19 protein-coding genes are annotated in these 25,635 nt (G+C 57.9%); 8 read left to right on the top strand and 11 right to left on the bottom strand.

The window, feature by feature from the left end; genetic code table 11:
* Positions 1 to 18: 18 nt before the first annotated feature.
* Together RBB75_RS17035 and RBB75_RS17030 are read left to right on the top strand one after the other, a co-directional pair.
* A complete protein-coding gene (locus tag RBB75_RS17035; RefSeq protein WP_353068749.1) occupies positions 19 to 2,757 on the top strand; it encodes a PD-(D/E)XK nuclease family protein in 2,739 nt (912 codons plus the stop codon).
* The gene (locus tag RBB75_RS17030; RefSeq protein ID WP_353068748.1) at positions 2,750 to 6,373 is read left to right on the top strand and encodes a UvrD-helicase domain-containing protein; all 3,624 of its coding nucleotides are present in this window, start codon (positions 2,750 to 2,752) and stop codon (positions 6,371 to 6,373) included. Before RBB75_RS17035 ends, RBB75_RS17030 begins: the two co-directional genes overlap by 8 nt.
* A 42-nt stretch (positions 6,374 to 6,415) precedes the next feature.
* Here the strand turns inward: RBB75_RS17030 and phoU are convergent, their stop codons facing one another.
* The 7 genes from phoU to RBB75_RS16995 form a co-directional block, all read right to left on the bottom strand.
* Positions 6,416 to 7,078, bottom strand: coding sequence for a phosphate signaling complex protein PhoU (phoU, locus tag RBB75_RS17025; RefSeq protein ID WP_179637862.1), 663 nt, complete (start codon positions 7,076 to 7,078; stop codon positions 6,416 to 6,418).
* A complete protein-coding gene (pstB, locus tag RBB75_RS17020) occupies positions 7,078 to 7,836 on the bottom strand; it encodes a phosphate ABC transporter ATP-binding protein PstB (RefSeq protein ID WP_179637861.1) in 759 nt (252 codons plus the stop codon). The genes phoU and pstB overlap by 1 nt, the downstream gene beginning before the upstream one ends.
* A complete protein-coding gene (pstA, locus tag RBB75_RS17015) occupies positions 7,836 to 8,747 on the bottom strand; it encodes a phosphate ABC transporter permease PstA (protein WP_353068747.1) in 912 nt (303 codons plus the stop codon). Before pstA ends, pstB begins: the two co-directional genes overlap by 1 nt.
* Before the next feature lies 1 nt (position 8,748).
* On the bottom strand, positions 8,749 to 9,828 hold the full coding sequence (gene pstC / locus RBB75_RS17010; protein WP_434557141.1) for a phosphate ABC transporter permease subunit PstC: 1,080 nt from the start codon (positions 9,826 to 9,828) through the stop codon (positions 8,749 to 8,751).
* A 117-nt stretch (positions 9,829 to 9,945) separates the two neighbouring features.
* Positions 9,946 to 10,953 (bottom strand): phosphate ABC transporter substrate-binding protein PstS, encoded by a 1,008-nt coding sequence (pstS, locus tag RBB75_RS17005; RefSeq protein WP_179637860.1) that lies wholly within the window; start codon positions 10,951 to 10,953, stop codon positions 9,946 to 9,948.
* Between the two features lie 110 nt (positions 10,954 to 11,063).
* Complete coding sequence (locus tag RBB75_RS17000; RefSeq protein ID WP_353068746.1) at positions 11,064 to 12,434, bottom strand: sensor histidine kinase; 1,371 nt, start codon at positions 12,432 to 12,434, stop codon at positions 11,064 to 11,066.
* A gap of 15 nt (positions 12,435 to 12,449) precedes the next feature.
* Entirely contained in the window at positions 12,450 to 13,154 is a 705-nt protein-coding gene (locus RBB75_RS16995) for a winged helix-turn-helix domain-containing protein (protein ID WP_179584361.1), read from the bottom strand.
* Between the two features lie 159 nt (positions 13,155 to 13,313).
* Here RBB75_RS16995 and RBB75_RS16990 point away from each other — a divergent pair, with 159 nt between their 5' ends.
* Both RBB75_RS16990 and RBB75_RS16985 read left to right on the top strand, forming a co-directional pair.
* Complete coding sequence (locus tag RBB75_RS16990; protein WP_179637858.1) at positions 13,314 to 13,682, top strand: response regulator; 369 nt, start codon at positions 13,314 to 13,316, stop codon at positions 13,680 to 13,682.
* Positions 13,683 to 13,755: 73 nt separating this feature from the next.
* Positions 13,756 to 15,519 (top strand): ATP-binding protein, encoded by a 1,764-nt coding sequence (locus RBB75_RS16985; RefSeq protein WP_353068745.1) that lies wholly within the window; start codon positions 13,756 to 13,758, stop codon positions 15,517 to 15,519.
* A 27-nt stretch (positions 15,520 to 15,546) separates the two neighbouring features.
* Here RBB75_RS16985 and RBB75_RS16980 read toward each other — a convergent pair whose 3' ends face one another.
* Positions 15,547 to 16,593, bottom strand: a complete 1,047-nt coding sequence (locus tag RBB75_RS16980) for a threonine aldolase family protein (protein ID WP_353068744.1) — start codon at positions 16,591 to 16,593, stop codon at positions 15,547 to 15,549.
* 34 nt (positions 16,594 to 16,627) lie between these two features.
* Positions 16,628 to 17,854, bottom strand: a complete 1,227-nt coding sequence (gene hemW / locus RBB75_RS16975) for a radical SAM family heme chaperone HemW (protein WP_353068743.1) — start codon at positions 17,852 to 17,854, stop codon at positions 16,628 to 16,630.
* Between the two features lie 99 nt (positions 17,855 to 17,953).
* Here hemW and RBB75_RS16970 point away from each other — a divergent pair, with 99 nt between their 5' ends.
* Positions 17,954 to 18,736, top strand: coding sequence for a DUF1223 domain-containing protein (locus RBB75_RS16970; protein WP_353068742.1), 783 nt, complete (start codon positions 17,954 to 17,956; stop codon positions 18,734 to 18,736).
* A gap of 57 nt (positions 18,737 to 18,793) precedes the next feature.
* Positions 18,794 to 20,830, top strand: a complete 2,037-nt coding sequence (locus tag RBB75_RS16965; RefSeq protein WP_353068741.1) for an ABC transporter ATP-binding protein — start codon at positions 18,794 to 18,796, stop codon at positions 20,828 to 20,830.
* Here the strand turns inward: RBB75_RS16965 and RBB75_RS16960 are convergent.
* Both RBB75_RS16960 and RBB75_RS16955 read right to left on the bottom strand, forming a co-directional pair.
* Entirely contained in the window at positions 20,817 to 21,635 is an 819-nt protein-coding gene (locus RBB75_RS16960; protein WP_353068740.1) for an alpha/beta hydrolase, read from the bottom strand. The two genes, RBB75_RS16965 and RBB75_RS16960, sit on opposite strands and share 14 nt — an antisense overlap.
* Complete coding sequence (locus RBB75_RS16955; RefSeq protein ID WP_353068739.1) at positions 21,632 to 22,300, bottom strand: YdeI/OmpD-associated family protein; 669 nt, start codon at positions 22,298 to 22,300, stop codon at positions 21,632 to 21,634. The genes RBB75_RS16960 and RBB75_RS16955 overlap by 4 nt, the downstream gene beginning before the upstream one ends.
* A 34-nt stretch (positions 22,301 to 22,334) precedes the next feature.
* Here RBB75_RS16955 and lpxB point away from each other — a divergent pair, with 34 nt between their 5' ends.
* Positions 22,335 to 23,603, top strand: a complete 1,269-nt coding sequence (gene lpxB, locus RBB75_RS16950) for a lipid-A-disaccharide synthase (protein WP_353068738.1) — start codon at positions 22,335 to 22,337, stop codon at positions 23,601 to 23,603.
* A 45-nt stretch (positions 23,604 to 23,648) separates the two neighbouring features.
* Complete coding sequence (locus tag RBB75_RS16945) at positions 23,649 to 25,631, top strand: M1 family aminopeptidase (RefSeq protein ID WP_353068737.1); 1,983 nt, start codon at positions 23,649 to 23,651, stop codon at positions 25,629 to 25,631.
* Positions 25,632 to 25,635: the final 4 nt, after the last annotated feature.

The following is a 25,635-nucleotide window of genomic DNA, read 5'->3' as shown; positions in this document are numbered from 1 at the left end:
TGGGCGTATAACCAAAGGATGGATGGTCGCGGGCTGCTGCCGGGTGGGATTGCTGAGGCGTTGAAGCAGGGTTCAGTTGTCGTAACAAGCAATCAACGGGCAGCGCGGGCCATTCGACTGGAGTGGGATCGGCGCAACCGGGCGTTGGGTCTGGCGAGCTGGTCACCCGCAGCCGTGATGTCGTGGGATACGTGGCTTGCCGACATGTGGCAGCGGCTGTTGGTGGAGGGCCGCGTCACTGCGATGAGGTTGAATCGGTCGCAGGAACTGGTGGTTTGGCGAACCATTCTCGAAGCTGACGAGGAACTCGCAAGTTTGCGGACTGTGGATGCGCTGGCGGCTATGGCGGCGGACGCTTGGCGACTGATATGCAGTTACGATGGGCGATTGAGCCTGCAAGCGGCGATCGGCAACTCAGATACACGATCGTTCCAACGATGGTCACGCACGTTTGAACGGCTTTGTTTGGCTGAGGAATTTATAACAGGGGCCCAGTTGGAAGACGCGCTCCGGGTACAAGTCGAACGGGGGGGTACGAGAAGCGTATTCTTGGGGCTCGTAGCGGACAGGATCGCGCTGGTGGGATTCGATCAGATGACTCCATCGCAAAGCCGATTGGTGGAGGCTTTCCGTTCGACGGGAGTACAAGTGGAGGAACTGCGGCTGAAGCTCCCCGCACAGAGACGTCTGCTGGTGGAAGCGGTGGATGGTCAGGAGGAGCTGTTTCTCGCGGCGCGCTGGGTGCGGAGGTTTCTCGAAGAGAACACAGGAACAACCGTTGCTGTGATTGTGCCGGCACTTGAGAGTGAGCGCAGAGAGATTGACCGCGTATTTCGTGAGGTGCTGGCACCAGAGCTTGAAGACATTCGTGCGGACGATCACGTCGGACCTTATGAGTTTTCCCTTGGTTCTACGTTGGGGGAGGCGCCCCTGGTTGCTGCAGCGTTTGATCTGCTGCGATGGTCAAGCGAGCCGTTGCCGCTGGAGAGAGTGAGTGCGTTGCTGCTGTCGCCTTACTTCGCGATGAGCCGAGGAGAGCGGAATGCACGTGCGGAGTTCGATGCCTTTGAGCTGCGTAAGGCCCGGATGCTGCGGCCGGAGATCTCGCTGCGTGAATTGGTCGAGATGATGGATCGATCAAAGCGGAGGGTGAAGTTTCCGCAAGTGCTCGCCACATTGCGCGCGATGCAGCGGGTTGCGGGTCGATTGCAAGGGCTCGATGAACGCTCTCATGCAGAGTGGGCGGAGAAGATGCGGGAGCTTCTGGAAACGGCGGCGTGGGGCTCAGAGCGCGGGGAGTCCAGCGTCGAATTTCAGATGAGGCTCAAGTGGGAGAGTGCTCTGGATGAACTAGCGACGCTGGACTTTGACGGCGTGCCCGTGGACTATGCACAGGCACTAGAGGCTCTCGAAGGGGTTGCGCGGCTGACGTTGTTTGCCCCGGAGTCACGAGGGGCGCCGGTACAGGTGATGGCCCCGCTGGAGGCTGCGGGAAGCACGGTTGATGCAGTATGGTTCTTGCGCGCGGGCGATCTCGACTGGCCGATGCGGGCGGTTGGCAGTTCCCTGCTGCCCTGGCATCTGCAGCGTGAATTGAAGATGCCAGGAACTGATCCTGCGCTCGACAGTGAACGCGCACAGAGGATCACGGAACGGATCGCGGCAAGTGCCGGTAGTGTTGTTTTCAGCTATGCCAAGGAATCTCCTGACGGAGAGCAGAGGCCATCCCCACTGTTGACAGGACTCAATCTGGAGGCGGCTAGGGCTGATGAGCTTGTGGGGGAGGAATCACAGCGGACCATCGTTGAGTTAGCAGATTTTGCGGACGCTGCTCAAGTTCAGGCTCCGCCAGACAGGGTGATTCGCGGTGGCGCCAAGGTTTTAGAGCTGCAGGCGGCGTGTAGCTTTCGTGCATTTGCGGAGAAGCGTCTGTGGTCGGCAGAGATTGAGTCGATTGAACCAGGCATGGACGCGAGAGAGAGCGGCACAGCACTACACAAGGCGCTCGAGCTTTTTTGGGACGGGGTAAAGACACAGGATAATCTGCGTTCGATGACGATGGAGGAACGTGAGGAGGCGCTGGCGTGGTGTGTCATCCAGGCGTTGAGGAAGGCAACAGAGTCGAGTGCGACCGGTTGGGACAAGACTTATGTAGAGGTGCAGAACGAGAGGTTGCGCAGACTTCTATCCGGTTGGCTTGAGCTGGAGCTGGAGCGAGGACTGCCGTTTGAGGTGAAGCTCAGCGAGAAGGAGTTCGAGGATGTTCGCGTCGGGCCGCTGCGTCTGAGTGTGCGTATGGACCGGGTTGACGTCGTGGAAGGCGGCGAGGTACTGATCGACTACAAGACAGGCTCTGCTTCGCCGAATGATTGGCTGACGCAGAGGCCTAACGCTCCACAGCTTCCGCTCTATGCGATTCTTTCTCAGGCGGATCAGCTGCAAGGTGTCGCATTTGGTCTCGTCAAGGCTGGTAAAGACCGTGGCCTGCAGGGGTACGCAGCGAGTGACGGAGTGCTACCCAAGCCAACCAGGCTAAAAGAAGCTGCAACACTTGAAGCTCAGGTGGAGCGATGGAGAGAGGTGCTGGCGGAGCTGGCTGAGGAGTTTCACTCAGGTGAGGCGCGCGTGAGTCCGAAGACGTTTCCGGGGACCTGCGCACACTGCGGACAGAGGATCTTGTGCAGGCTTAACGTTTCGCTGCTGGAGGAGGAGGAAGAGCAGGAGGACGGCTTTGCTGCAGAGGTGGGTCGTGGCTGATCTTTTTATTGTGCCACAGAGCGACACCCCTCCACTAGATACGTCCGGTACACGGCCGCCGGACTGGCAGGAGCGTGAACGAGCGCTTGATATTCGACGGTCGTGGATCGTCGAGGCGCCTGCGGGGTCTGGCAAGACCGGGCTGCTAATTCAACGCTATCTAAAGCTGCTGGCTGACGAGAGTGTCGAAGATCCCAGCCAGGTCCTGGCCATTACGTTCACAGTAAAGGCCACGGCGGAGATGCGGGAGCGCGTGATTGGTCAGCTGGAGAACGCTGCCCGAGGCGAGCCTCTGAAGAGTAACTCGGACTTTGATCGTGAGACTCGTGCTTTGGCGGAGAGCGTGCTCCGGCGCGATGGCATTTTGGGATGGGAGTTGCTGCAACATCCACGAAGATTGAATATTCGCACGATCGATTCGGTTTGCGGTGAAGTGGCGCGATTGTTGCCGGTTCTCTCAGGCGCTGGAGGCCGACAGACACCGGTTGAAGATGGGATGTTGATGTATCGCGAAGCGGCGAGAGAGACTTTGATGCAACTTGGTGGAGACGATGTGGAGCTGGATGCTGCGCTGCGCATCGTGTTGTTGCATCGAGATGGTAGCCTTCGCGACTGCGAGCGGCTGTTGATGGAGATGCTGCCGTTGCGCAATCAGTGGGGCGAACTTGTTCCGCTGGGGACGCAACAACTGGATGACACTTTTCTGGATGAAACGGTGTTGCCTAAGCTTGAGCTAGCGCTGGAGCAGGCTGTCTGTGAAGGGCTGACGCGACTGTCTCTTAGCGTTCCGGCGGATATTTTGCAGGAACTAGCCTCCCTTGCGAGCGAGATGGGGCATGCGGAAGGTTATCGAGGAAGTCCATCACCGATTGCTATGTGCGCCGGTCTGCACAATACGCCGCAGGAGATCGCTGAAGACCTTGAACACTGGCGAGCTTTGATTCATCTCCTCACGACTCAGGAGTCGAAGTGGAGGGCGACGGCGGCTCGTAATCATCTCGGCTTCAAGATTGAAAGGCATCATGCTGAGCGGTTGAGGCTTCTGGTGGAACAGCTGCGGGATCGCGACGATGTGTTGGAGGCAATCAAGAGAGTGAGGAGTTTGCCGCCTATTGAGTACCCGCAGGAGCAGTGGGTCGTGGCCAAGGCGTTGTTTCGAGTTTTGAACAGGGCGCTGGCTGAGTTGCAGCTGGTGTTTGCGCGACGCGAAGAGTGCGATTTTGCCGAGCTTGGACTGCTGGCGCGGGTCGCATTACAGCGGGAGGGCGCAGTCGCGGATTTGAACAGGGCATTGGGAATGAGCCTTCAGCATCTGCTAGTTGATGAGATGCAGGACACGTCTACGGGCCAATACGAACTGATTCAACTGCTCACCCAGAGATGGGACGGACATGGCCAGACGGTATTTCTCGTCGGCGATCCGAAGCAGTCGATCTACCTGTTCCGGCAGGCGCGAGTGGAGCGGTTTGTGAAGACGATGCAGACGGAGTTTCTGGGGGATCTTCCCGTTGGCAGACTACAGTTGACGGCAAACTTCCGTTCGCAGAAGACTCTAGTTGACGCGTTCAACGATGATTTTTCTCTTCTGTTTCCTCGGACGATCAGCGCAACGAACCCTGAGGACGTGCCGTATGTTGAGGCTCAGGCTGTACGTGGCTCTTCGCGTAGTGGCTCACTGAATCTTATGTGGCATGCCCGAGTGCTGCCTTGGCAGACTTCGACTGAAGCGATGAAACGAGCGAAATGTCGGCAAGCCAAATTGGAGGCGGAGCAGGTGCGGGCTATCGTTGAACATTGGCGTCGCAGGCCGCTGCCTCCAGGACGAAGCGAGCCGTGGAAGCTGGCAGTGTTGGTGCGGAGCCGCAACTTGCTAACGGATATCGTTGCGGAGCTGAAGAACAAATCGAAGGGGGCGATTCCGTTTCGCGCGGTGGATATAGAGGCACTGGGTGAGAGGCAGGAGGTTCTCGATCTCTTTGCGCTGACCAGAGCTTTGATGCACCCGGCAGATCGTGTGGCTTGGCTCGCAGTGTTGCGTGCTCCGTGGTGCGGCCTGGGTCGTGCCGATCTTCACGTGCTCACTGGAGCGGATGATCCCGACTGGGCAGAACGATGCATGGGAGATGTGATTGCAGAGAGGCTGGAACTGCTGGAGGAAGAGAGTCGCGCAATAGTGCTGCGCGTGTGGCCAGTGCTGCAGGCGGCAGAAGAGAAACGGTCGGGTTTAAGCGCGGCCCAGTGGGTAGAGAGGACGTGGCGATCGTTGGGCGGGGATGCGTCTTTAACGCCGGAGGAGTTGGGCAATGCACGAAGGTATCTGCAGCTTCTAGATGAGATGGAAGGAGACAGCGGCACGATCGATATGAGTCTGCTGAAACGTCGACTCGATAAATTGTTTGCTCAGCCGGCGAGCGGAGGTTGGGCTGTTGATTTGATGACTATCCATAAGTCAAAGGGCCTGGAATGGGATGTTGTGATGGTACCGGGGCTTCAGAAGAAGGATCCTGCAGATCGCGAAAGGTTGCTGACGTGGAGCGAAATCGATTTCACCGATGCGGAAGCGGCACATATTATGCTCGCGCCGATCGCGGGTCGCGGCGAAGGTTCAAGGGCGCTGAATCTCTGGTTGAGGGGTATTGATAGAGCGAAGAAGGCTGCGGAGAGAAAGCGCGTCTTCTATGTTGCGTGCACGCGAGCGCGGGAGGAGCTGCATCTGTTCGCATCTCCTGAAGCAACGGCGAGGGGAGAGGTTATGCGGCCATATGGGAGTCTGCTAGCTACGGCATGGCCCGCAGTGGGGCGGCACTTTACGGCTGGTGTTCCGGCTTCGCAGAGGCTCATTCAATTGCCCATGATGTTTCCCAAGTCTGAAGAAGAGAGCTTTGTCGGCGAGATCGCGGCGGGCGCCGACGAAGCGACACGCCCCACGATGCTTAAGCGCCTTCCGATGGAATTCAGGCCGGAGTCGCGATTTTCGATGAAGCGACAGCTCTCCCAAGGAGAGGATGCGATTGCAGCAGGAGCTAAACTCTTTAAAAGACCTGAGGGTTCCTTCGAGGCTCGTGCCATTGGCAATGCCGTCCATGCTTTCCTCGAGGTTCTAGCCAAAAGGCTGGCAGAGGGAGTGGGGGTTGCAGCCGTACTGTACGAAGTGGCGGGATGGACTCCTAGAATTGCGTCGGTGCTGCGGGGAGATGGGCTATCTCTGGTCGTGGTCGAGCGGCTGGTCCCACGAGTGACGACTGCGCTGACCAACATGCTGCAGGACGAAGAAGGACGATGGGTGCTGAGCCAGCATAAACAAGCGTCGAACGAACTCTCTCTGAGCGCGTGGCATGATGTGCGCAGCAGTGTGCGGCTGGATCGAGTGTTTTATAGCGGGCCACAACCGATGCAGGCAGGAGCCAGTTATCTTTGGATCATCGACTACAAAACTGCAACCCACGGACGTGAAGGACTGGAGGGGTTTCTTGCTGAAGAGCGAACGAAGTACGGGGAGCAGATGGAAGCTTATGCTCAGATGATGAGGGACCGCGTTGAGAACGGAAGGCTGCGGGTTGGCTTGTACTACCCGATGTTGCCAAAACTCGTCTGGTGGGAACCTGGGACGGACTGATGGTATAGAAGTTTATGAAACTTGGTGTCCCTTCACTGAAACCTACGGTGCGGTGCTGTTATGACGAACATCCGCACCTCGAACCCAGAAGATGACATCTTCTGCGATATTTGTGGCGTGATCTCCGACGCGTTCCAGGTTGCGGGAGATGATCAGAGCGTTGAGCGATTGCGGTGTAAGTTCGGGCTTCTCCTTGATGAGTGAGCTGAGCGCGTAAAAGGCCGCATCATTCATCTCGTCGACCTGATCGTCGAGTCGCAGAACTGATTCGGCCAGTTCGGCGTCGCCTTCGATAAAGGCCTGGAGGGACTTGCGAACCATCGCAGAAGAGAGCGAGGCAAGCTTAGGAATATCTACAGGGAGATCGATGTTGGCGAAGGCTCCCATCTCTCGTACGCGCACGGCGATGTTGACCGCCTGGTCGCCTACGCGCTCGAGATCGGCGTTGATCCTGATCACGGAGAGGATGAAGCGAAGGTCGATGGCCATTGGCTGTTCCATAGCCAGCAGATCGAGCGCCATCTGATCGATCTCACGTTCGAGGCGATTGATGGAGGGTTCGGCCCGGAAGACCAGTTCGCAGATCGAAAGGTCGCGCGTGCGGTAGGCTTCGATAGAGCGCTGAATTGCCTGCTCCGCCATGCCCGCCATGACAAGCAGCTTTTCTTTCAAGTCGTCGAGACTCTGATGAAATTTGACGCGCATCAGCCGAATCTCCCGGTGATGTAATCTTCCGTTCGCTTGTCGCGCGGATTGGTGAAGATCTTATGGGTGGAATCGAACTCGACCATCTTGCCATTGAGGAAGAAGCCGGTGTTCTCCGCAACTCGGGCGGCTTGCTGCATGTTGTGCGTCACGATGACGATGGTGTACTGGCTCTTAAGCTGGAAGATGAGATCTTCGATCTTGGAGGTAGAGACGGGGTCCAGCGCGGAGGCGGGCTCGTCCATTAGCAGAACCTCGGGATCGACGGCGAGCGCACGGGCGATACACATGCGCTGTTGCTGACCTCCGGAGAGCGAAGCTCCTGATTTCTTCTTGAGGTCATCCTTGACCTCTTCCCAGAGCGCGGCCTGTTTGAGTGAACGCTCGACCGTCTCGTCAAGGATGCGGCGGTTGCGGAAACCGTTGAGCTTGAGTCCGCTGACGACATTGTCGTAGATGGACATGGTCGGGAAGGGGTTGGGGCGCTGAAAGACCATTCCCACGCGGCGGCGGATCTCTACCGGCGAGGCATCGTTGTAGATGTCGATGTCGCCCATTTTGACGATGCCGGTGGCGCGGGCGATGGGGTTAGTCTCGTGCATGCGGTTGAGGCAGCGAACGAAGGTGGATTTGCCACAGCCCGAAGGGCCGATGAGCGCGGTGGCGTGGTTCGCCGGGATGTGCAGGTTGATGTCCTGCAGGGTGTGGGTTGTTCCATACCACGCGTTCAAATCCTCAACTAAAATGCCGACTCCCACTAGCTTCCTCCCTTGAGTACGCCGCGGTTGGCAAAGATGCGGACGAGCGTGACTGAGACCATAATTAAGATGATGAGAACGAGCGAGCCGGCCCAGGCCAGACGATGCCACTCGTCATACGGCGAGATGGCGTATACGTAAATCTGCAGCGGCAGGGCGGCGATGGGCTCGCTAAGCTTGAAGTTCCAGAACTGATTTCCGAAGGCGGTGAAGAGCAGCGGAGCGGTCTCTCCGGCAACGCGGGCGAATGCCAGCATACAGCCGGTGATGATGCCGGGCGAAGCCGTGCGCAGGCTGACCGAGATCGCTGTCCTCCATTTGGGGACACCGAGACCAAGAGCTGCTTCGCGAATAGCGTGCGGCACCGTGGCCAGCATCTCTTCGGTGGTGCGTGTGATGGTTGGGACCATCATGATCGCGAGAGCTACTCCGCCAGCCAGAGCGGAGAAGTGTTTTTGCTGGACGACGATCAACGAATAGATCGAGATGCCCATGACGATCGATGGAACGCCATTGAGCACGTCGGCGGTGAAGCGAACCGCAGTGGCGAGGGTTTTGCCGCGACCAAACTCCGCCAGGTAGACACCGGCGGCGATGCCGATCGGGATACCCATCAGACTGGCAAGCAGGAGGACGATGCCTGAACCGACGATGGAGTTCGCCATACCTCCGCCCGCCTCACCCACCGGGGCGGGAATATGGGTAAAGAACGCGAGATTCAGCGAGCTGGCGCCCTTGTAGATGAGGTAGAAGAGGATTGCGATCAGGGGGAGGATTACCAGAACGGTCGCGAGGATGCAAAGACCACTGACGAAGTAGTTGGTGGCGGTGCGCCGTGTCGTATTCCTGCGCATGGACGGCGATTCGAAGTCCATGGGGCGTGGCTGGTTGCTCAGGGGTTGACTACTCATGTCAGTTCACCCGCGCCGGTGCGTTGCGTGTGACTGCCCAAACCATCAGGCGTGCGATGGCGTTAACGACGATGGTAACCAGGAAGAGGGCGAGACCAATCTCGATGAGCGCGCTTAGGTAGAGGTCGCCGGTGGCCTCCGAGAACTCATTCGCGATGACACTGGCCAGCGTGTAGCCGGGAGCGAAGAGGGACTTGCTGATATCGGGATGATTGCCGATGACCATCGTGACGGCCATCGTCTCTCCGAGTGCGCGCCCGAGGCCCAGCATGATTGCTCCGACGATGCCGATGCGGGAGTTGCGCAGCACGCCGATGCGAATCATCTCCCACCGAGTGGCTCCCAGCGCAAGGACAGCTTCGCGCTGGCTATTGGGGACTGCGTTCATGATGTCGCGGGTTAGTGAGGAGATGATCGGAAGGATCATGATGGCGAGGATCATGCTGGCGGTTAGGAGACCAACGCCGAAGTTAGTGCCTTCGAAGAAGCCTGTCCAGCCCAGAATCTTATAGAGAAAGGGGCCGATGAGGTCGCGCATGAGCGGGACAAGTACAAAGACTGCCCAAAGACCGTAGACGACGCTGGGGATGGCCGCCAGTAGCTCGGTCAGGAAGGAGATCGGAGCGCGAAGCACGCGCGGGCACAGTTCTGTAAGAAAGATTGCTACGCCAAGCGCCAGAGGGACCGCCATGCACAGAGCCAGCAGCGAAGTGGCGAGTGTGCCATAGATGAAGGGCAGCGCGCCGAAGTCGCCCGAGACCGGATCCCATGCCTGACGCGTGAAGAACTTCCAGCCGAACTGGATGAGACTCAAGCGGGAGTGAACTACAAGTATGACGAAGATGAAGAGGACAATCGCGAAGATGCTGCAGGCGCATAGAAGCATGACCGCAGCGAAGCTGTTATCAGCAAAGGTGCCGCTTCCCCGCTTACTGAGGAAATCTCGAATTGGAGACGGAGCAACACCAACCGGAGCCGGCGTCGCGTTCGGAGCAGATGCCACAGGAGGCTGTGGCAGAGGCGATGGCACAGGCAACGGAGAACTGGATTCTCGTTCGGGAGTCATACGGGTAGAAGACACAATCCTATTTTCCTGACGGTTGACTCTACGGATCGATTGTATCGAGCTTACTGCCCTGGAGCTGCGAAGAAAAAGATGCCGCACGGACTTCAATGTGAAACCCGTGCGGCAGAGTAGCTACTTTACGTTCGCGATGCTCTTGCGAACCATATCCTGCACTTGCTTGGGCAACGGAGCATAGGTCAGCGCAGCGGCTTCGGTTTCGCCATGATCCAGCATCCAGCCTAAAAAGTCAGCCAGCGCCTTTGCCTTGTTCGGATCGGTGGAGTGAGTCGGGATCAACAGCCAGGTAAAGCTGGAGATCGGGTAGGCGTCCGCTCCAGGTGCGTTGGTGATGGAGACGCGGTAGTCTGCGGGCATCGTCTTAGCGGCACCGGCGGCGGCAGCGGTGACTCCGCCGGTGGAGGCCTTAAGGAACTTGCCCGAGGCATTCCGTACCGCACCGAAGCTCATCTTGTTCGTCTCGGCGTAGATCAGCTCGACATATCCGAAGGAGAACGGCGACTGACGAACCATGCCGGCGACGCCTTCGTTGCCCTTTTGCCCGATTCCCGTAGGCCACTTGATCGAGGCTCCCTTTCCAGGACCGGAGTTCCAGCCAGACGAAACTTTAGAGAGGTAGTCGGTAAAGATGAAGGTCGTTCCGCTTCCGTCCGAACGGTAAACGGGAAGGATGGCCTTATCCGGCAGGTTGGCGCCAGGGTTGTCTTTCGCGATGCGGGAATCGTTCCACTTCGTGATCTTGCCGAGGTAGATATCGGCAATTACATCACCTGAGAAGTTCAGATCCTTGTTGATGCCTGGAATGTTGTACACCGGAACAACGGCCCCCAGAACGGTAGGAATGTGCATGACCTTGACCTTGGCCGCGCTAAGCTGATCGTTGGTCATAGGGCTATCGCTGGCGCCGAAGTCCACTGTGCCTTCGGAGACCTGGCGGATACCGCCACCGGAGCCGATGGACTGGTAGTTGATCTTCACTTCCGGGTGCAGCGCGCTGTACTCGCTAAACCACTTGGAGTAGATCGGATAGGGGAAGGTCGCCCCGGCTCCGTTGATGTTCTGTGCGTTGGCTCCGGCAGTTACAAGCGCCAATACGGCTGCTGCGATGACTTTCAGTTTCACTCGTCCCCCTAGGATTAAATGCATCGATCCAAATCAATCAGTCAATACATCTCAATATTGAGTGTGAGGCGGAATTGTTACGGAGAGGTTACATCGTAGTGAAAACGGCATTATTCCACCAAGTTCTGAGCCTTGGGGAGTGTGAAGATAAAGTTGCTGCCGGCGTTTAGCTCGCTTTCTGCACGAATCGATCCGCCGTGCGTCTGCACCATATGTCGTGCGATCGCGAGTCCCAGCCCGGTGCCTCCCGACTCCCGTGAGCGCGCTTTATCGACCCGGTAGAAGCGCTCGAAGATGCGGCCGAGATGTTCTGAAGCAATTCCGGGGCCAAAATCGCGAACACTGAACTCGACGGCTTCAATCGGATCCCACACATCCCGGGACGAGACGACCACCTTGGAGACGGGCGCGTTCCTGGCCTGCCCGTACTTGATGCCATTCTCAATGAGATTGCTGAGCACCTGGAGGATGGCGTCAGTGTCAGCGAAGACCTCGGCAGTGGAAATGTCACCGATTTCGAGGATGGATTCGGTGTCCTGTACGAGGCCGCTCATCGCCTGCACGGCGTCGCGTACCAGAATGTCGGCTGGGATGGGAGCCGGGTGCAACTCCTGTTCGGACGATTCGACTCGCGCCATGACCAGGAGATCTTCGGTCAGGCGGTTCATGCGAGTTGCGTTCTTCAGGATGATACTCAGAAATTCTCGCGCAGATTGACTGAGCGATGCCTCATGGTCGAGCAGAGTTTCAACGTAACCGGTGATCGAGGTAAGCGGAGTACGCAGCTCATGCGAGACGTTGGCTACGAAGTCGCGCTGGGTTCGTTCAACTTGTTCGATGCGTGTGATGTCGTGGAGAACGGCCACGGCTCCGCCACCGGGCATCGGAGAGACGTTGACTTCAAAGATACGCCCAGGCAGAAGTGAGGTCGATCGGCCATCGCTCACGACTCTCTGTTCGAGTGCGGTCCGAACACAGTCCAGAATCTCCGGGTCTCGGATAGTCTGGACTAGCGCATGGCCGACGCGGATGGCACTACTGAACGAGGCGCCTGGAATCAGCTTCTGCATCCGCTGATTGGTCCACTGAATGCGGCCTGCGGGATCGACGGCCACAACGGCATCTTGCATACTGTCGATCATCGCTTCAAGCTCGTGGCGACTCTCCGAGGCGTCGCTCAGCGAGCGGTTGACGTGATCGGAGGCTACGGAGATGGCACGTGCCAGTCCATCGAAGTCGGTGAAGGTGGGATTGATCTCCCCGACCTGGCGCTCAGGAACGGCCGCGGCCGAGTTTTGCAGAAGTGTGACGTCCTGCCGAACTAAACGCGCGAGAAAGAACGCGCTGATGCCGGCCCATGCGATGACGAGCAGGCCAGCGATGATCCATCGGTACGGGAGCGAGGAGAGCCCGACCAGCGCACAGAGTACCGATGCGATCGCGATGCGGAAGAATACCGAAAGAAAGAAGCTGCGCCTCACGAGTTGCCCCCTCGCCTAGGCCTGTGCCGCCTTCGGAATCTCGAACCGATAGCCTGCACCGCGCATGGTCTTAAGATAGCGCGGCGTCTCGGCGTCAGCCTCGATCTTTTCGCGAATACGCCGGACATACACGTCGACGGAGCGCGGCGTGACAAAGCGGGCATCGCCCCAAACTGCATCCAAGAGATGATCGCGGCTGAAGACGCGTCCAGGATGCCGGGCAAGATAGTCCAGAAGCCGGAACTCTGTCGCCGTCGTCGTGACAAGTTCGCCGTTCACGCGAAGCTGCATGGCGCTGGCGTCAATCTCTACGTTCTCGAACTTCAGCACCGAGGGCGAGCTTGGCCGCTCGAAGCGCCTTAGTACTGCCTTAACTCTGGCTACGAGCTCACGGGTGGCGAAGGGCTTGGTGATGTAGTCATCGGCACCCATCTCCAAGCCGTGGACGCGGTCGTTCTCAGCTGCACGGGCGGTGAGGAAGATGATCGGAACCACGCTGAGGGTAGGATTCTGACGAAGCCGCCGGCACAGGTCGAGGCCGTCGCCGCCAGGCACCATAATATCCAGGAGGAAAAGCGCGGGCGGCTGCCGTTCAGCATCGGCAAGTATCTGATTGATAGCGAGATATGGGCGAACTGTAAAACCTGCGCTCTCCAGGTGGTACTGCACCAAGCGGGAGATATCCGCATCGTCTTCCAAAACAAAAATCGTCTGACTCACTTCGTAAACCCCTGTCAAATCGCGACTTGATTAACGTCAGGTTAGCGCACCCCGGACGGGGGATTGCTAACGTACGATGAATCATCCACAGTAAACCGTATGAAGAGTACGTTCGTATACTCTAGAGTAACTCTACAAGTTGTAGATGATCTGAACTCCATGAAACGGAACTCCAATCTCGTCCTTTGCGTGGATGACGAACGAATCGGGCTCGAGGTTCGGAAGATTTTGCTGGAACGGGCTGGATATCGAGTGCTGACCGCCTCTGATGGACCGACTGGGCTCGCTATCTTCTCTGCTGAGCCAGTGGAGGCGGTTGTGCTGGACTATTCGATGCCGGGCATGCACGGGGGCGAGATCGCTCTCCAAATGCGTCGGGTCAAGCCCCAGGTCCCTATCCTTCTGCTCTCGGCTTATATTGGGCTGGCTCCCGAGGTGACTGCTGTTGTTGATCTGTATATGACCAAGGGAGAGGGCGCGCCGGTTCTTCTGGAAAAACTAGGCAGCCTGCTGCAACCAGTCAGTTGACCCACCACTCAAAGCAAAGTACGAGATTGAGAGGACAGTGAATCTAAGTCAGTTCAATAACATTTTAAGGCAGGTGTTCGTATTGCCTGTGGTGGCGTTGCTGTTGGTCGCCGGTGCGCTCTACGTTCAGATCAGGGGATCGAATGTCACCGTGAATTTGATCCAGGAATCTGATGCCAGAATCTCCCAGGCCACCCTTCTCTCGAAGCTGGTTGTCGATGAGGAATCGGGTCTGCGCGGATATGAAACTACCGGCGACACAAGATTTTTGCAGCCGTTTTACGAGGCTGAGTCCCACCTGCAGACCGAGATTCAGACCCTCGACAACATGGCAGGCGCGGACGCGGACCAGAAGCACGACATTGCGGATCTCCGAGACGAACACCAGACGTGGCAGGATGCGTTTGCCCTTCCCGTTATTGCGACCGTTCGCGGAGGGGGACAGACGAACGACGTGGATCTGAACCTTCACGGCAAGGTGTTGATGGATAACGTTCGCCACGACCTGACCGATATTATCGAGAAGGCTGAGGCCAGCCGCGCCCGGCGCATCGCCCTCTGGCATCGCCAGGTTCATAGCCTGCTGCTAGTGTTGCTCGCGCTGGCCCTTGGCATGGGGGTGTTTATTGGCCTGTTTACGCGAAGCCGTCTCCATGCCGTCTCCGCGGCCTATCGAGGGTCGCTCGATATTCTTAGCCGCCGCGCGGAAGAGCTCTACCAATCGGAGCAACAACTTCGGACAACGCTCGAATCGATCGGCGATGGCGTCATCACGTGCGACGCCGGAGGCCGCATCCAGATGATGAATCCCGTGGCCAGGGAGTTGACGGGCTGGAGCCAGTCTGAAGCCAATGGACGACAACTTGAAGAGATCTTCCGCATCGTCGACGAGACTACGCGTGAACCGGTGGAGACGCCAGTCGCAAAGGTGAGGCGGCTGGACAAGATCGTGGGCATGGCAAACCATCACACTATTCTTCTGCGCAAGGATGGCACTGAACTCGATATCTCCGACAGCGGCGCGCCGATCCACGATAAGGTCGGAAACACGATCGGTATCGTTCTTGTCTTTCGCGACATCACGAAGGAACGCAAGACACAAGAGGCTTTGATCGCGAATGAGAAGTTGGCGGTTGCAGGTCGTCTTGCTGCCACTATCGCGCACGAAATTCATAATCCGCTAGATTCTGTGTCGAATCTGCTTTACCTAATGCGCAATGGAGCGTCTCCGGAAGAGTCTGTCCACTTCATGGACATGGCCGAACAGGAGTTAACGCGAGTCACGCAGATCAGCCGCGCCATGCTTGGGCTGTATCGCGAATCGAAGGCTCCCGTGATCGTCGATCTCAAAGAGATGCTCGAGGAGATTCTTCTCCTGATGGAAAGGCGGCTGAGTGATCTCGGTGTCACGACTACAACCGAGATGCCTGAACCGATCAAAGTCTGTGCCTTTCCTGCAGAACTGCGCCAAGTCTTCACGAACCTCATCACCAATGCAGCCGAAGCAGCGGGCGTTGGCGGTAAGGTGAAGGTCAGCGTCGCGCCACGGAGCGCAAGCGTCGAAGCAAACGGCCAGAAGCAGCAGGCAGGAGCAACGGTAACGATCGCCGATAATGGCGAGGGCATTCCAGACGATGTGCAGCCACACCTGTTTCAACCCTTTTTCACGACCAAAGGAGAGCATGGCACTGGCCTCGGCCTTTGGGTGAGCCGTGGAATCATCAATAAACACGGGGGGATTATTTCGGTTACCAGCGACACAAGCGATGCATCGCACGGCACCCAGGTGAGCGTCTTCCTCGCGACCAATCCCACCATCAATGCCGGCGGAGACTAAAGCTGCGAAGCAAAGCCGGGTTCGCCGCTAGAGCGCCCGCAACTCCTCAGAGATAATCACTGCGGCGTTGGTGCAGGCGGCGCGATCAACATCGTAGTGCGTCACGAATCGTACAGAGTGCGGACCAATGGCGCTGGCCAACACTCCTTTCTGCTTTAAGGCCGCAACGAAGCCTACGGCATCCCCACCGTTTGCGTGGTCTTTGCCGCGCAGCTTGAAGATCACAATGTTGGTCTGCACGCTATCCAGGTCGGTCTCTGCCTTACTGGGCTCCGCTGCAACCGCGTCTGCCAAAAGACGAGCGTTTGAGTGATCTTCCTGCAACCGCTTTGGCATGTCATGCAAGGCGATGAGCCCTGCAGCAGCGAGGACCCCCGCCTGTCGCATCCCTCCGCCCAAAGCTTTACGATAAACTCGCGCAGATTCAATCGCTTTTTTGCTGCCGAGCAGCATGGAGCCGACGGGAGCGCCCAAACCCTTTGACAGACAGAACATCACGGTGTCGAATCCGCTCGTCAACTTCGCAACGCTGAGTCCCAGCGCAGTTGCAGCGTTGAATACTCTCGCTCCATCTAGATGTACTGGTAAGCCAATTTCGCGTGCGCCTGCCCATACCTCTTCGAGAATTTTCAACGGGGTCACTGTACCGCCGGCCATGTTGTGTGTGTTCTCGAGAGTGATAAGGCCAGTCTGTGCCCTGTAGTAGATCTTCGCTCCGATCGCAGGCTTGATGTGGTCCCACGTAAGAATGCCTCGCTCTGCCGCGACCGTCCGCGCCTGGCAGCCGGAGAATGCGGACATCATCGCCATCTCCCAGTCCAGCACATGCGATCGCGCCTCACAAATGACTTCCTGCCCGTGTTGCGTGTGCAGTCGAATTGCAATCTGATTTCCCATCGTCCCCGTTGGCACGAAGATGGAGGCCTCGCGACCGAAGACCTCTGCGGCCTCCTTCTCCAAGCGGTTGACGGTCGGGTCTTCACTGTAGACATCGTCACCTACCTCCGCGGAGGCCATCGCTTCGCGCATGGCTGCAGTGGGACGGGTCACGGTGTCGCTGCGCAGATCGATCATGGGCTTCGTTCTCTCCTGTGGCAGTTGTTCTTTGTTATGCGGCGGTAGGAATCAACAGACGGCTGAAGACTTCGTTCGACGCTAATCGCCCCTGTGGGGTCAACCGAATATTGTCGGAATAGAGTTCGAGGAGACCTGCATCGCGGACCTCCATCAGTGCAGGCATCGTTTCTTCCAGTAAGTCCTCGCCAAACTGTCTCCGCAACTGGTCGAGATCGACCCCTTCATTCAAACGCAAGCCGAGAAAGAGTGACTCCTCAAAGGCCTGGCCGCGCCCGACAGCATTTGCCTCGGCATGCGTCGTGTGGTCTCCCGAGCCAAATATCTGAAACGAATTTGGTTCGGATATTTGTCCAAGATATTGATCAAGATCGCTCGTGTTGGCAAATCTCACCGCATCCCGACCAGCACGGAGCATCGAGTGAGCATCGAGTCCAAAGCCGATGTAGGGCTGACGCTGCCAATACTTCAGATTGTGACGGGAGTGGTGTCCTGGTCGCGCGAAGTTCGAGATCTCATACTGCTGCACACCTGCCTCGTGCAGCATGTCGCACGCCTGCTGATACCACTCCGCAGCCTGATCCTCACTAGGTACAGCCGCCGCACTGTAGCGGCTTCCCTGCTTCAGCATCTCTCGCCCCAACCGCGAGTCGTCATCCACTTCAAGTAGATACACGCTGATATGTGGCGCACCACTTGCAACCGCTCTCTCTACCGAATACTGCCAACTCTGCGCTGTCTGGTGCGGCAGCCCGACGATTAGGTCAACGTTGATCTCGCGAACGCCAGCCGCTGTCACCCTCGCAATCTCTTTGTCGCACTGCTGACGGGTATGCAGCCTCCCCACGGCCGTCGTCTCCTGGTCAACAAACGACTGAACTCCAAAGCTGATCCGGTTCATTCCCTGCTGCAGCAGTTCGTCCAAGGTTTCATCCGCGAGCTGGCCGGGAGCGCACTCCAGAGTGATCTCCGCATCGGGGTTAAGGTCGAACTCGCTGCGCAGATGCTGAAATATCTTCTTAAACTGTTGAGCCGAAAGCAGGCTAGGCGTCCCTCCGCCGAAGTAGATCGTGTCCACGGCCCTGGGGAGCGAGCCTTCGATTCTTTCTGCAGCCGTGTGCGCTCCGCGAATCTCCCTACACAGGCGATTGATATAGTGCTGCATTCGTTCTGCGCCGAATACATCGGAAGCAAAGTTGCAGAAGGTGCACTTCGCCTTGCAGAACGGAACCGAGATGTAGACACCGACAGGTCCAGCCATTCGTCCAAAATACCCCTCCCTCAATTGTTTCACGCCCTGTCGTTTCTCGACGTAACTAAACCAACTACGGCGACTCTAACAAAAAAGAGGTTCCGTCCTATGTTGCAGATTCGTTCCTTCTTCACTTATTTCCTTTCGCTCTTCTTCCTTGCCCTGCCGATCTCCGCACTCTCGCAATCTGCTTCGTCTAACCGCACGCCGGTGCTGGTGGAACTCTTCACTTCGGAGGGTTGCTCCAGTTGCCCTCCCGCAGATGCGCTGCTGGCCAAGCTTGACCAGGATCAGCCCATTCAGAACGTAGAGATCATCGTTCTCGGGGAGCACGTCGACTACTGGGATAACCTCGGCTGGCACGACCGGTTCTCCTCGCACCAGTACACGGAGCGACAAAACCAGTACAGTGCCCGCCTCGGCGTCGATGGCGTCTACACACCGCAGATGATCGTCGACGGAGCCGACCAGTTCGTGGGCAACGACTCCACCCACGCACGCCGGTCGATCACGAGCGCTGCGCAGAAGGCCAAGCTGAACCTGTCGCTGTCCCGTCCCGCGGTGGACGCCCGAAAGATTTCAGCTTCTGTCTCGTTGCCAGCGTCTTCGGCGTCTTTGTCGCACGGCGAACTCTACGCTGCTCTTGTCGACCCGGCCGACTTCACCGACGTTCGCAACGGTGAAAATGGCGGCCGCCGGCTAAAGCACGTCGGTGTTGTGCGGAATCTGCAACGCATCGGCTCATTGAAAGACCTGAGCGCCGGCCCACTTAATTTCAGCCTCAACGCGCCAGAAGATGCGAATCTGGTCAACATCCGCGTGGTAGTCTTCGCCCAGCAGAATAACCAGGGCAACGTTCTGGGCGCGGTGGTAACCGACGTAAAACATTAGTGGAACTGCACTTCCGAATCTCCGGCCAGCCTTAAGCATCTAGAATAAAGACTGCAAATGGCCGACGACCAGAAACCGAAGGATCCGAAGGAACAGCCCTCGAAAAAACCGTCGCAGGACGATGAGGTCGCGGGCAAAGCCTACGATGCGCGCCTCATGCGCCGCCTTCTAACTTATCTGAGGCCCTACAAGCTGCAGACTGGCCTGTCCGCACTCACCATCTTCTTCAAAGCTTCGACAGATGTCATGGGGCCGTATCTGGTCAAGGTCGCGGTCGACACCTACATGACCGACACGCCGCCGGCAAAGCTCTCTTGGCTTGCGCGTCATCTCAGCTCGCGGCCCATGACCGGCATCACTCAGATCGGTTGTCTCTATCTCGGTGCGCTGCTTCTCACTTATGTGCTGGAGTTTGCGCAGACTTACATGATGCAGTGGACTGGCCAAAAGATCATGTTCGACCTTCGCAGTCAGATCTTCCGTCACTTGCAACGCATGCAGCCCTCCTTCTTCGATCACAACCCTGTCGGCAAGCTTGTCACCCGCGTGACTTCGGATGTAGATGCGCTCAACGAGATGTTTACCTCCGGCGTGCTCGCCATCTTCGAGGACATCTTCGTACTTCTCTTCATCGTTCTCATTATGCTGCGGATGAGCTGGCCTCTGGCTCTCCTGGCGCTTTCGGTCATCCCGGCGATTCTTTACGTCACCAAGATCTTTCGGCGCCACGTTCGCGACAGCTACAGGCGTCAGCGCGCCGCTACCGCGCGTATCAACTCCTTCACGCAGGAGTATGTCTCGGGCATGTCTATCGTGCAGCTCTTCAACCGCGAGCGCCGCGCCTTTAACGACTACTCCTCAGTTAATGCCGAGAATAAGCAAGCTTGGACCGACGCCATCTTCGCCTACGCTGTTTACTACCCAGTCGTTGAGTTCCTCAGCGCTACGGCGATCGCGCTTGTGATCTGGCGCGGCGGCATTTCGGCGCTTCATTATCTTCAGGCGATGCAACTGCACGAACTCCAGCCGCTTTTACATGCTCTGCCGAAAGCCGGCAACGTCGTGACCGTTGGCATTCTCATCGCTTTCATCCAGTATGCGCAGCGCTTCTTTCGGCCCATTCAGGATCTCAGCGAGAAGTACAACATTCTGCAAGCTGCCATGGCCGCCAGCGAACGAGTGTTCAACCTGCTGGATACGCAGCCGACCATCGTCTCGCCAGCCGCTCCGATCGCTGATGATAACTCTGGACGCGTCGAATTCCACAACGTCTGGTTTACCTATCAGAAGCTCGATGACGCACAACACGTGCGTATAGCCTCGGCAACCGAAGAAGAACTCAACACCTTTGCGGATATCGAATGGATTCTTCGCGGCGTCAGCTTCACCGTCGAACCCGACGAAACTGCCGCAATCGTCGGCCACACCGGCGCCGGGAAGACTACCATCACCGGCCTGATGATGCGCTTTTATGACATCCAGCGCGGCAGCATTCTGGTCGACGGCATCGATGTCCGCGAGCAGGATCTAAAGAAATTGCGCCAGCGCTTCGGCGTTGTTCTACAGGACCCCTTCCTCTTCACCGGCACCATCGCCGACAACATTCGCCTTGGCTCCAAATGGATCACCGACAAACGGCTCCAACTAGCAGCTGACGAGGTCAACGTTGGGGACTTCATCCGTTCGCTTCCGCTGCAATTTGCTGAACCAGTCCGCGAACGTGGTGCTACGCTCTCCACCGGTCAGAAACAGCTCATCAGCTTCGCCCGCGCGCTCGCCCACGATCCCGGTATTCTGATCCTTGATGAAGCCACCTCCTCGGTCGACACCGACACCGAGCTTCGCGTCCGCCTCGCACTCTCCCGCATGATCACCGGACGCACCTCGATCCTTATCGCTCACCGTCTCTCGACGATTCAACGCGCCGACACCATCCTCGTGATGCACAAAGGTCAGTTGCGCGAACGCGGTACCCACCAGCAGCTTCTCACCGAACGCGGGCTCTACTGGAAGCTTTACCAACTCCAGTACCGCGATCAGGAACTCAGCGCGGGGAGCGATTCTGTCCCGCTGGAGCCTCTCAACGCCGACTGATCTCCGTCGGCAACTGCTCCGCAACCACCCTGGAAGACATTCGCGCAGCCCACTCAACAATCGGACGCCAGTATACCTCTGCCGGAAAGTAGACTGGCCCGTCGTGAGCAAATCCAGAGACGATGATTAGCTCCCCTCTCGACCCAGAAGCCTCGTGGACGCGCTTCGCCATTGCTACAGGGAATAGTTGATCCCCATCACTATGTACGACTAGAACCGGAGTTGTTATTTCATTCAGCCGACGAAGGTTGTGCCAGACATCAGGCATAGCATGGGTCATCCAACGTCGAAACCCCATTGCAAGCGCCGCTTCGCGAAGTGTGGAATACCCCTGGCAAAGAATCACACCTTCAACCTCGATTGTCGGTGTGACAGCTAAGACCACCCCTGAGCCAAGAGAAAAGCCGAGCAGAAAAATGTGCCGGTGCCCGTGATCCTTCAACAACCGATAGGCCGCAATCGCATCTTCTTCGCAATGGGGTACGCTCACTCTTCCGGAACTCGCGCCATATCCTGAGTAGTTGAATACGAGCGATGAAACGCCCATTGCCTTCAAAAGCTCCTGAACGCCACTCCAATATTCAACCTGCTCACCGATCCCATGGCAGATTAGAAACACAGGCGCATCATCGCTCGCTCGAACGTATACCGCAGATAGTTTCCTGTCACCGCTGTGAATAATCAGACGCTGCTGGGCGAAGGCGAACGCATCGAGCAGACGTTTCATCGAGCCATTCAGGCGGTCTCTTCGAAGAAACACCCGGCCGACGATATCCAGCCCAAAAGAAAGAATTTGGTCTCTCATCTTTTCGCCGCCTTCAGGCAATCCTCCACCAACTTCTTCACCCGCTTCTCCCGTGCTTCAGGGCTTTGATAATAAAAGATCGCGAGCAGGCTGCTCCTCCTCTGCGTCACCGTCAATTGCTTCCAGCCTCTCCGAGCCGCCGGCGCCCTATTAAACGCGACCTCAAGCACCGGGGGCAGCACCCTCTCTCCTTCCATGGTTAGCAACATCCGTTCGGCCATCTGCTCCGCCCGTCTCTGCCGCGCCTGAGGACCTTCCACCGCGGCCAGCCACTTCCCTACCTCGCGCTGCATCGACCCGCTTTGCTCTCCGTACCACCTGGCGAGCTTCTTCTCCCGTTTAAGGAGCCTTTCAAACTCGAGCGTCACGACCGCCTCGCGTTCGGCAAGGTCAGGCTCAATCCGGAGGTCGACTACTGTCCCGACTTTCGCCGCGGCTGCTCGCTGCATCTTCTTGTTCACCAGAACGAAGTGGCCGCCCCGTACTGCATCGCCAAACAGCGAAGTGCGGAAGACCTCGCCCCCGATTTCAACCTTCACCCGCAGACGAACCATCTTCTTCCAGGCCTCCTCCACCTCGAACGGAAGCCGTACGATGACCCAACCCAGCCCGTTATTGGCCGGCTCGAGTACTGCGCGAACCTTTTTAGCTGCACTTAAATCCATGCAATCTCCACGATAAAAATCTACACTGGATCCATTGCCAACTAGTCCCAATCCGCGCATCTTCCTCTCGGCAGGCGAAGCCAGCGGCGACCACTACGGCGCCCAGGTCCTCTCTGAACTTCGCAGCCGCCGGGCAGGCCTCACCAGCTTCGGGCTGGGAGGGAGGGAGTCGGAAGAGGCCGGCCTTGAGCGCATCGTCCGCGCCGAGGATGTCGCCCACATGGGCATCACCGAGGTCATCCGGCACATTCCTTATATCTATGGGGAGTACCGCCGCCTCGTGGCCGCCATCAAAGAGCGGCGCCCCGACGTCGCAATCCTAATCGACTTTCCCGACGTCAACCTCCGCCTTGCGCGCGAACTGAAGAAACTGGGCATCCCGGTCATCTACTTCGTAAGTCCGCAACTCTGGGCCTGGAAGCGACGCCGCCTCCGTTGGGTCCAGCAGCGCGTCGATCGCATGATGGTGATATTTCCGTTTGAAGAGAAGTTCTACAGTGCCAGAGGAGTCGACGCCGCATTTGTCGGCCATCCGCTGGCTGAACTTCCCATCCCGACGATCTCTCGCGAAGATTACGCCGCGGCCCATGGCCTTGATCCGGCCAGGCAGTGGATAGCACTTCTGCCCGGCAGTCGCTGGAAAGAAGTCACCGCCAACGTAGACACAATGATCGAGTTGACTTACCAACTCTCCTCCGGGTTCGAGTTTCTATTGCCCGTAGCTGCCACTATCGATCGTCAAAAGCTAGCGGCCTATATCGCTGGCCCTGACGAGTGGTGGCCGGCAAAGCCCGAGTCCGACCTGAAGCGCCTGCATCTTCATCTTGTGCCCGACGCCCGCGAGGCTCTCCACCATGCCCGGGCCAGCGTCGTCGCCAGCGGCACAGCCACGGTCCAGGCGGCGGTGCTTGGAAACCCCTTTGTCGTTGTCTACCGCGTCTCCTCCGTCACCTTTCGGCTGGCAAAACGTCTTATCCGCTACCCACCCGAGATCTGGCCGACCGGCCAAACCGACGCCGACGGCAACCTGCCCATCGCCATGGTAAATCTCATCGCCGGGCGCCGGATCGTGCCGGAGCTCCTGCAGGACCGCTTTACTGCCAAAGACGTGGCGACCGCTCTGGCTCCCCTGCTGGCTGACAGCCCCGAACGCGAGCAGATGATCGACGACCTCGCAGAAGTCCGCCATATTCTCCGTCCGCAGTTCGATTCAAGCTCTATACAGCGGGTTTGCGATGGGATCGAAGAGCTGCTGTCTCGAAGTACTCCCGCAGGTGGCCGAAACATAACGGCAAGCGTCTAATCAATCGACCGCTGTACCATGATGTTTTGAGGAATCTTAGCTCGCATGGCCGCTCTCTTCCGCATCCTTCGAACCACACCCACGAGAGTGCTCTCACTCTGCCTAATCACAGCGACGGTCTGGGCTGCACCCGCCAAACCTCAGCTGCAAATCACCAGCTACGTTATCAGCGCCGACCTTGACCCCTCGGTCAACCGCCTCAGCGCCACCGCTGATGTTACCTTCACCGCCCTTGAAGAGCTTTCAACCCCTACCTTCGAGCTGAACAACGGCCTTCAAATCACGAAGGTCACCGACGCCCAGGGCCATCCTCTCGAGTCCGAACGCCTTACCAACAACAGTACCGTCCGCTTCACCCTGGCCACGCCGCTGCCAAAGGGGGCAAGCACTACCTATCACTTCGAGTACTCTGGCACCCTGAAAGGCGCTGAGACCAGTCCGGTCGAAGGCATCAAGCTCGCCTCCGTCGAAGACCCTATCAGCATCCTCCTCTATGCCGGGCGCTGGTTTCCCATGACCGCGCTCTTCACCAATCGCTTCACCGCCGAGATGCACATCCGGGTGCCTTCGGACGAGCGCGTTGTAGGCTCGGGCAGTGGAGTCGCCGCAGCAAAGAGCCTTCCGGGGAACCGCACCGAGCATATCTTTAAGTGGGCCAAACCCGGTTTTCCCGGCACCATCATCGCGGGAAAGTTCATTGAGCCTATCACCGCCGGGAACATGCGCGTCTATGTCACCGAAAAGCACAAGGACCACGCCCACGACTTCGCCAGCCTGGGCGAGCGCGAATATCTCTTCCTGTCCGGCACCTTCGGTCAGCCCGAATCCACCCGCATGAACCTGGTCGAGCTGCCTGACGACGCTGTCTCCGCGGCGTGGGCCCCGGAGATCGCCGCCATCGCAGGCAATCGAATTGCAGCTCGCAACGAACAACGGTTGCTCTCCAACACACTTGCCCACCAGTGGTGGGGCAGCCAGGTATCGCCCGCAACGATGAACGATGCATGGATCACCAACGGTATGTCCCGCTACGCCGAGCTGATGTATCTGGAAGATTCTTCTGGCAAAAACGCCTTCCAGTCCGCCATCACCGACGTCTCCGCCGGCGCCCTTGCCTACGACACCGAACCCCTGACAACCATCGGCCGCCTTGATCCCTTCTCCCCGCAGTTCCAGTCCATGACCCTCGAAAAAGGCGCAATGGTCTTCCATATGCTTCGCTGGGAGATGGGCGACGACGTCTTCATCAAGTTTCTCCGCGCCATTCTCTCGCAGTACGCTGACAAGTCTGTCCACACCTCTAACGTCCAGACCATAGCGGAAAAGGAGTCAAGCCTGCAGCTTGAACCGTTCTTTGCCCAGTGGCTCGACGGCACGGGAGCGCCCGCGTTTGCCGATAAGTACTCCGTATTCCGTCTAGGTAACAACAAGGGATTTCGCACGATTGGAGCTATCACCCAGGATCTTGATCTCTTTCGGATGCCGATTGAGCTCCGCATCGAAACCGACGGTAAGACCGAGATTCGCCGCGTCGATGTCTCCGGATCCGACTCGCAGTACTCCATCGAAACCTTCGGGCGTCCCCGCCGCATCAGCATCGACCCTGAGAACTGGCTGCTGAAGAGTACGCCCGACCTGGCTGTTCGCGTCGCTGTCCTCCGTGGTCAGGAGCAGGTGGCTCAGGGGGATCTCACAGCTGCTCTCATTGAGTATCAAAAGGCTCTTGATGCCAACAAGAACAGTTCGCTCGCTGCGTATCGCATAGGCGAAATTTTTTTCATGCAACGCAACTACCAGTCCGCCGCTAACAGCTTCCGTGACGCTCTTCGCGGCGACGGCGACCCCAAGTGGGTCGAGGTCTGGAGCCACATCGAATTGGGCCGGATCTTTGACGTGACCGGTCAGCGCGACCGCGCCGTCAACGAGTATCGCCTCGCCGTCCAGACCAATGACAACACCCAGGGTGCTGTCAATGAAGCCCGCGCCTCTATGCAAAAGCCGTACAAGCGTGAGCAGACGGAAAATTAGTACA

Origin of the sequence: Tunturibacter empetritectus (genome assembly GCF_040358985.1) — a bacterium.
GTDB lineage: Bacteria > Acidobacteriota > Terriglobia > Terriglobales > Acidobacteriaceae > Edaphobacter > Edaphobacter empetritectus.
Note: the sequence above shows the minus strand (reverse complement) of the source record. Positions and strands in the feature narration are given on the sequence as shown.

What these genes read in the sequence shown, in the direction of transcription:
- RBB75_RS17035 (WP_353068749.1), top strand. Translation starts at nt 19, where the DNA reads ATGGATGGTCGCGGGCTGCTGCCGGGTGGGATTGCTGAGGCGTTGAAG.
- phoU (WP_179637862.1), bottom strand. Translation starts at nt 7,078, where the DNA reads ATGCGCGTCAAATTTCATCAGAGTCTCGACGACTTGAAAGAAAAGCTG.
- pstA (WP_353068747.1), bottom strand. Translation starts at nt 8,747, where the DNA reads ATGAGTAGTCAACCCCTGAGCAACCAGCCACGCCCCATGGACTTCGAA.
- RBB75_RS16990 (WP_179637858.1), top strand. Translation starts at nt 13,314, where the DNA reads ATGAAACGGAACTCCAATCTCGTCCTTTGCGTGGATGACGAACGAATC.
- RBB75_RS16980 (WP_353068744.1), bottom strand. Translation starts at nt 16,593, where the DNA reads ATGATCGATCTGCGCAGCGACACCGTGACCCGTCCCACTGCAGCCATG.
- hemW (WP_353068743.1), bottom strand. Translation starts at nt 17,854, where the DNA reads ATGGCTGGACCTGTCGGTGTCTACATCTCGGTTCCGTTCTGCAAGGCG.
- RBB75_RS16970 (WP_353068742.1), top strand. Translation starts at nt 17,954, where the DNA reads ATGTTGCAGATTCGTTCCTTCTTCACTTATTTCCTTTCGCTCTTCTTC.
- RBB75_RS16965 (WP_353068741.1), top strand. Translation starts at nt 18,794, where the DNA reads ATGGCCGACGACCAGAAACCGAAGGATCCGAAGGAACAGCCCTCGAAA.
- RBB75_RS16960 (WP_353068740.1), bottom strand. Translation starts at nt 21,635, where the DNA reads ATGAGAGACCAAATTCTTTCTTTTGGGCTGGATATCGTCGGCCGGGTG.
- RBB75_RS16955 (WP_353068739.1), bottom strand. Translation starts at nt 22,300, where the DNA reads ATGGATTTAAGTGCAGCTAAAAAGGTTCGCGCAGTACTCGAGCCGGCC.
- RBB75_RS16945 (WP_353068737.1), top strand. Translation starts at nt 23,649, where the DNA reads ATGGCCGCTCTCTTCCGCATCCTTCGAACCACACCCACGAGAGTGCTC.